Source organism: Phocaeicola intestinalis (genome assembly GCF_014837065.1).
Classification (GTDB): domain Bacteria; phylum Bacteroidota; class Bacteroidia; order Bacteroidales; family Bacteroidaceae; genus Phocaeicola; species Phocaeicola intestinalis.
In genome coordinates this window covers 20,270-27,762 of the sequence record NZ_JACSPP010000053.1, presented here as the reverse complement: position 1 = coordinate 27,762, position 7,493 = coordinate 20,270, and the positions used below count along the sequence as shown (strand labels likewise).

Genomic DNA, 7,493 nt, shown 5'->3' with positions numbered 1-7,493 from the left:
TGGTATGCAACAGCATGGCTGTAAGCAGCAGGGAATATCCTCCGATAAGGAGAAGAAGCATATCACGATGGCGGTAGGCAAAAAGTTTTTCTTGGCTTGATGTGTTCGTTTTCGTGTGTGCTTTGGGCGATAAATTCAAAACAGCTTCTTAAAAGGAGCTAGAAGACCAATACTTTTATGCTATTGGCTTTTAACTCCTGCCGAAGGCATAACTCTTTCTAACTCCTTTTACCTACTGGTTTCGTGAGGATATTCATATTATAAGAAGCTATTGATTTCCTGTTTTCACTTCGCTCCATGCCGGCGGATTAACTCCCATCAGGTGGCGGACAAAGAAATCGTAACGTTTATGTTCGCCGAAGGCTTCACCCATGGTGTGGTGCGCACCGGGAATAACCACCAATTCAAAATCTTTGTTGGCTTTGATCAGCGCATTGACCACTTGCATGGTGGAGGCAGGGTCTACGTTGTCGTCCAGTTCGCCTACCACCAACATCAGCGGACGGCTCAACAGATGGGCGTTTTCCACATTCGAACAGGCTTTGTATGAATCGTCTATCGGGTAACCCATCCACAGTTCGTTCCACCAGATCTTATCCATGCGGTTGTCGTGGCATCCGCAAGCCGAGTAGGCGGCTTTGTAGAACTCGGGATGTAGCAAGACGGCGTTCAATGCCTCTTGTCCGCCGGCCGAACATCCGAAGATACCTACACGGTCGAGGTCGATGTACGGATATTTCTGCGCAAGGGCTTTCAGCCAGGCAATGTGGTCTGCCAGTCCGGAGTCTTTCAGGTTCTTGTAGCATACTTCCTCAAACTCTTTCGAGCGGAACGAAGTGGTCATGCCGTCTACCTGCACCACGATGAAGCCCAGTTCGGCAATCGCCGACATGTAGCCGTTGAAAGGCGAGAAGGTCTTGGGTACGTATTGATCGCCCGGACCGGAATAGATGTATTCGATAACAGGGTATTTCTTCGAAGCATCGAAGTTGGACGGACGGTAGACAATGCCCCACATATCGGTCTTGCCGTCGCGTCCTTTGGCTGCGAATACTTCGGGAGCTTTCCAGCCGTTGGCGGTAAGTTTCGAAATATCGGCTTTTTCCAGTTCCATCATCACTTTGCCGTTTTCCGCGTTGCGCAGTACGGCTACAGGAGCCTGGTCTACTTTGGAATAGACATCTACCAAGTATTTATGGTCTGATGAATACCATGCTTTGTGCATTCCCTCCTCAGGAGTCAGTTCTTTCATGCCTTTCCCATCGAAGCCGATGCGGTAATAATGTATCAGATACGGGTCTTCGTCTTTGTTCACCCCGTTGGCCGAGAAATAAATCTGCTGGTTGGCTTCGTCTACGTATTGTACTTCCCGTACATACCATTCACCTTTGGTGATTTGGTTGATGGGGCTTGCCGTAGCTCGGTCGTACAGATACAGGTGGTTGTAGTTATCCCGCTCACTCGACCAGATGATGCGTTTGCCGTCGTTCAGGTAGTAGCGGTAGATGCGCGGATAGTTGACGTATTTTTCTTCTTGCTCTTCAATTAACGGGCGTACGCTGCCATCGGTTACCGACATTTCGAGTACCCGGTAGACTTTATGCCCACGTTCGTTGTATTCGAAGGTAATTCCTTTGCTGTCGTTGTTCCACATCGGTCCGTACAATTCATATTGCCGGCTGAAGAGTTCGGTAGAAGGTATCAGCCGTTTGCCGTCTTCCACCCCGAAGATGCAAGGCACCTTGAAGGGCAGTTCATCGCCCGGTTTGGCGTATTCTTGCTTGTGCAGTTTGGGCTGAAGCTGGTCGGCTGGTGATGATTCCACGTAGTATACATACCGTTTCTCGGTAGGGCGGATGCGGCAGGAGGCTACATACTTCGAGTCGGGCGACCAATAAATGTAAGAGGAGTAATAGTTTGCCATCGTGCCGTCCTGGCTCAGTTGCTTTTCTTCACCGGTTTTGATATTGCGTACGCATACGTTGTCGTTTTTGATGAAAGCCACATACTTGCCATCGGGCGAAGTGACGGGTGCTCCCTCTTTTTCGTCATCCCGTTCCATCCAGTGGCGTTGCGGTCCCGGTGCAGGAAGGTTGCCTTCCTCGGTCAGCTTGTTGTGGGTAATGTCGAAGCACCAGCGCTTTCCTTCAAAAACGAAGCGCAAGGTGTCCAGGCTTTGCGACACGCGGCATCCGCGGATGGGAAGCTGCATCGGGTCGATTTCTTTGCTTGTGCTTGCGGCAAGGGATGCCGATAACTTGTTTGAGTCGAATAAAAGAGCGCGTTTCTTCTCGCTGGCATCTACTTTCACGTATTCCTCACCTTCGGGGGTATTTCGTATGTACCAAAAACAATCGGTGCCTTCTATCCACTGCGGGTTTACGTTGCTGTAGTATACTGATTTCGGACTGTATTTTTCGCGCAGCCCGTAAGCGCGGTTGTAATCTTCTAATGTGCCTTGCGCCCAAGCCGCACCGCTAATCAGGAGTGCGGCGGTTGTGAGTATGGAATATTTCATTGGTTTGTCGGGTTTATATTGTGCAGGTAACGTATTAAGGAGAGAAAGGAAGCGAAGTTCGAATATAAGCTTTATTTTTTAGCGATATCATCCAAATTTTACTTCCTTTCTCTCCTTTAATACGTTACTACTTGAATACTATTTCACTTCCCATTCATAAATTCCGGAAGCGTTTTTCTCTGGTAATACGACTTCCAATTTGACGGCTTTGGTTTTGACCGGTTCGAAATCAACAATGTTCGGGTCGCCTTTCTTTACGCCGTAGTCGTTCAGGTTCTGAACCGGAGTCCATGCACCTGCTGCGTCCTTGTAGTAAATCTTCCATGACTTCGGGACACGGCATCCGCCCCATGGAGCGTCATCGAACCAATAAACCGTAGAGCTGGAGACGGTCATTTCTTCAGGGAACTCGTATGAAATCCATTCGGTTGTCCCTTCTTTAGGCCACCAATGATAATAAGGAATGGTACGGTCGTTCTCATCTTTTGGCACCAGTCCGTCGGAGATAGAAGAAAGCGATGAACCTTTGTGAGATGCATCTACCTTGCTTTTCGATGCCAATGTGTGGATAGCTGTCGGACGGGTAGCGTTTACTTCATAAGGCAACCATACCGCCATGTTGCCCGAACCACGATGTGCCCATGCGTAGTAAGGAATCAGGGTCAGTGTATGGTCTTTTGCAACGAGGCGTCCGTTGTTGTCATATTCCAGGGTTTGTGCCTGAGTTTTGATTTCATTGATGCCGCACAGCAGGTCGGGTTTGCTCACCACTTCAAATTTCGGTGTGCGGTTCATCAGGATGCTCAGTACGTCGAAGTCGTTGTCGGGCCATTCGGCGCAATATACAATCGGGCCTCTTTCTATCGCAATGCGTCCACGGTCGGCTTCCACTTTGTTGTTGGCTTTGACGGTGCGCGGTTCCATGTCGAAGTGCACTTCCACCTGGTCGCCTTTCTTCCATTTCCGGTCGATGGTGAAATAGCCTTGCTGCAGTTCAGCATTCATTTCTTCACCGTTTACTTTCACGCTGTATTTGGGGCGCAGTCCGTCAGTGTACATATACAGGTCGCTCGGCACGACTTGATTTTGTACCCAGCCCGGTATGCGGACTTTCATGGCGAATTGTCCGGCACTGTTACGGTCTACGGTGATGGTGACATCTCCGTTCCAAGGATACGAAGTGGTTTGTGACAGTTCTACTTTCTTGCCGTTAACTTTCAGTGTCGCGTTGTTCGACATGAAAAGGTTGACGTATACATTGCGGTCTTTTACGGCATATACATATCCCGGAAGCGAAGGAATAAAGCGGCAGATGTTCGACGGGCAGCAAGCACATCCGAACCAGGGCTGACGCTGGTGTTGTCCCATAGACTCCAAGGGATTGGGATAGAAGAATCCTCCGCCGTCGAGCGATACGCCCGAAATCAATCCATTGTAAAGCGTACGTTCCAGTACATCGTAATATTTGGCGTCGCCATGCAACAGGAAGAGACGGTAATTGACATACACATTACCGATAGCCGCACAGGTTTCGCAGTAAGCCGACATATTGGGCAGTTCGTAGTTGGCTCCGAAAGCCTCGCCGTTGCTGGTGGCTCCGATACCGCCGGTAATGTAGAGCTTCTTGCCTACAATGTTGTCCCAAATGCGGTCGATGGCATGTACATACGATGTGTCTCCTGTCAGGGCTGCCACATCTGCCATGCCGGCATACATATAAGTGGCCCGCACGGCGTGTCCTACCGCTTCGTCTTGTTCGATGACCGGTTTGTGTGCCTGGCTGTATTCGTCACGACGTGATGTGTAGCCACGTTTGTCGAGGAAGAATTTGGCTTGTTTCAGGTATTTTTCATCACCGGTGACAAGGTATAGCTTGGCAAGTGCCATTTCGGCTATCTGATGTCCCGGTACACGTACCACTTGGTTGGGGCCGTCGCCTATTTCACGGCATACACAGTCGGCATAACGGATGGCTATGTCGAGGAACTTACGTTTTCCGGTAGCCTGGTAGTGGGCGATAGCGCCTTCTATCATGTGTCCTAAGTTATAGAATTCGTGGCTCAACTCCTCTACTTTCTCCCAGCGTTTGCTTCCTGCCCATTCGTGCGGGTGTTTGGGGTTCATCGTGCGTGAGGTATACAGGTAGCCGTCGGGTTCTTGCGCGGCGGCAACGATGGTCAGCACACTGTCGATGTATTTTTCCAGTTTCTTGTCGGGATAGGTTTGCAGCAGGTAGCTGGCTCCTTCGATGGTTTTATATACATCGGTATCATCGAAAGACAATCCGCCTACCTTGATGGTATCACTTGGATGGGCGGCCATCTCAAAATTTTTATAACGTCCCGTCTCTTCACATTTGCTGAATGCCAACGGAATAGTTGTTTCACGGCTCGCCTTCAGCCGTTGTCCCCAAAAAGAATCTGTAATCTTTACAGAAGTGAACGGAACGGGGTCGATAGGATACCCATGTGCCGCCGTTCCCTTTTGTGCATATGCTCCTCCTGTTACGATAGAAAAGAGCAAAGCGGAAATCATCAGTTTTTTCATGGTTGTGTATTTTTATGTGGATTAATTATTTTTCGAATGGAATCCATTCATCCCATAGTTTCAGCGAATGCAGGTATCCGGTGAACGGCCATGCGTTTTCAGCGTTCAGTCCCAATGTTACAAATTGGATGGGTTTCACCAGGATTTGAATGTCTTTACTGCTGATGAGCCGATCGTTTATGTATACTTTTTCGGTTCTTCCGTCGAATTCTACATAGATGTGTTGCCATTTGCCTGCCAGAGCGGCTGCATCTTTGTAGCCTACGTCTTCATACCAGCCGTAATGGTTCAGCATGCCGCAGCGCGGTTCGGTGCCGTTGACCAACATGATTTTCTCTAATTCATCGTGGCTGCTGGTAAAGTCGGCTATGCATTCGTTTTCGCTTAGTTCGGGATTCCATACCCAGGCTTCCAAGGTATAAGGCGCGTTGTCGGCCAAAGTAGCCGGAAGAGGGAAGCTGGAGCGGAACACTTGTTTGCCTTCGAAGCTGAAAGCTTTCTTTCCTTCTACCTCTTTAACGATTGCCGGAGCGTTTTGCGTTTCAAATACACCTTCGATGCCTTTATTGGGAATATAGGCTACGGTATCTCCAACTGCAAACTCCTCGGCAGAGAGTGACACAAGTAATCCTCGCTTATGACGGTCGGACGGCTGTATGCGTACCAGTCCGGTGACGGCATCGTATTGTTTTTCAGCCTCTTCTTGCTTCCAGTTGTAATAGCGGAAATTGGTCAGAGCCAACGGTTCATTTCCTGCTTCAATACGGATACCCCCATCGGTCAGATAGCTGTCGGCATCCATCGATGTCCATTGGGAGTCTTTGTATACCCAGACGGTCGCTGTATGTATTTGGGTAGACTTCAATACCGGCGATGTATATTCCAATATGCTGCCCGGTGCCAATACAATGGCTTCCTGACCTTTCAAACGTTGGCGGCAGATTTGTCCGGCTTTCAGCCGGAAAGCTCCTCCCAGCATACCGCCGTCGTTTTTCCATTCCGTCCCGTTCCAGTCTTCTCCCGAAAGCCCCATCCATAATTGAGGGGAGGCTGTTTCGTATTTGCCGAATACCTTGATATTCCACAAAGCTCCGGCAAATCCGTTCTTTTGTGTCCCCGTAGTAGTCAGACGGATGTAACGGGCTTGGGTATCACCGAAGTCCACCATCGGACTTCCTGCCAAGTAGTTTGAACGTTTGTCGGCAAATACAGTCCATGTCTTGCCATCGACAGACGTTTCAATGACATATTGGTAATAAGACGTGCCGTATTCGAACTGAGTCCAGATGGTTTTTACGGTTTCTACCTTTTGCAAGTCGATTTCAATCCACTCTTGTCCCATGCCGCGCGGACGCCAAAGTGTACCGTTGTTGTCGTCTACGGCATATTCAGGCAGGAAATGGTCATCGTAATAAGATGAGGCACGTACAGGTTTACGGTAAGCCAGGTTGGGCGAGGTCAGTATGCTTTTACCCAGTTTGCCTATACCGCTGTGGGTACCTTCTATCGGTTCGATGGTTCCGTCAGCACGAAAAGTCAGTTTGTCGATGCACACTTGGCGATGGAATCCACGGGTAGAGTGCGGATTGTCATGCCGGTGGTAAACGATGTAGTAGTCGTCCCCTTCTTGCAGTATGCTGTGATGACCCGGCCCGTGTATCGTGCCATCTGCCGAAGTCTTTAAGATAGTTCCTTTATACGTATAAGGTCCCAAAGGACTGGTGGCTGTGGCGTACTGCACATGATAAGTGCTGTCGTGGCAAGAATCAGACGAATACATGAAGTAATAGATGCCATCTTTCTTCATGACAAACGGTGCTTCGAAGAAATCGGTTACTTCCGTATTCGGTATCAAGCGAGTTTCACTGAAGCCTTTTAGGTCTGGAGTCATCTTTCCGGCTCCACATCCGAATCCTTTGTAGATGCCCCATGTACCCCAATATAAGTATACCGAGCCGTCATCGTCTACAAACGTTTGTCCGTCCAATGTGATAGCATTTTTTACAAAGCGGTCGGGCACCAATACGGCTTCGCTTTCTCCCAGGATGTTTTTCCAGGGGCCACGCGGTGTCTTTGCAATGCCTTCATACAGGTTGCAAGGCTGGCAATAGAACAAACGGTACGTGCCGTCGGTATGCTGCATGACATCGGGTGCCCATATCCAGTGGCTGTCGGGCCAGTTCATGGGCATGAGTGTCCAGTTTTCGAAATCCTTGCTGCACCATAATTGCGAAGGACCGAATCCTGCACCGCTTCCGTCGGTAGTGGCATATATATAATAGGTGTCCCCGAATTTCTTGACGGTAGGGTCGGCAAAATAGCCTGGCAGGAAAGGATTTCCCGCTCCCGGCGTGTTCCATTTCACTTCTTGCGCTTGCGTGGTCAATGCTGTGCCGGTCAGCAGCAGGGTGTACAATAGCTTTTTCAT

General features: G+C 49.4%; 3 protein-coding genes. All 3 read right to left on the bottom strand.

Translation table 11 applies throughout. From position 1 onward, the window contains the following. Positions 1-268: 268 nt before the first annotated feature. Positions 269-2,518, bottom strand: a complete 2,250-nt coding sequence (locus tag H9625_RS13815) for a S9 family peptidase (protein WP_191764905.1) — start codon at positions 2,516-2,518, stop codon at positions 269-271. A gap of 138 nt (positions 2,519-2,656) precedes the next feature. Then, the gene (locus H9625_RS13810; RefSeq protein WP_191764904.1) at positions 2,657-5,065 is read right to left on the bottom strand and encodes a glycoside hydrolase family 127 protein; all 2,409 of its coding nucleotides are present in this window, start codon (positions 5,063-5,065) and stop codon (positions 2,657-2,659) included. Between the two features lie 25 nt (positions 5,066-5,090). Then, on the bottom strand, positions 5,091-7,493 hold the full coding sequence (locus H9625_RS13805; protein WP_191764902.1) for a family 43 glycosylhydrolase: 2,403 nt from the start codon (positions 7,491-7,493) through the stop codon (positions 5,091-5,093).

Bases quoted from the DNA above. Each gene is read 5' to 3' on its own strand.
- H9625_RS13815 (WP_191764905.1), bottom strand. From the start codon at position 2,518: ATGAAATATTCCATACTCACAACCGCCGCACTCCTGATTAGCGGTGCG.
- H9625_RS13810 (WP_191764904.1), bottom strand. From the start codon at position 5,065: ATGAAAAAACTGATGATTTCCGCTTTGCTCTTTTCTATCGTAACAGGA.
- H9625_RS13805 (WP_191764902.1), bottom strand. From the start codon at position 7,493: ATGAAAAAGCTATTGTACACCCTGCTGCTGACCGGCACAGCATTGACC.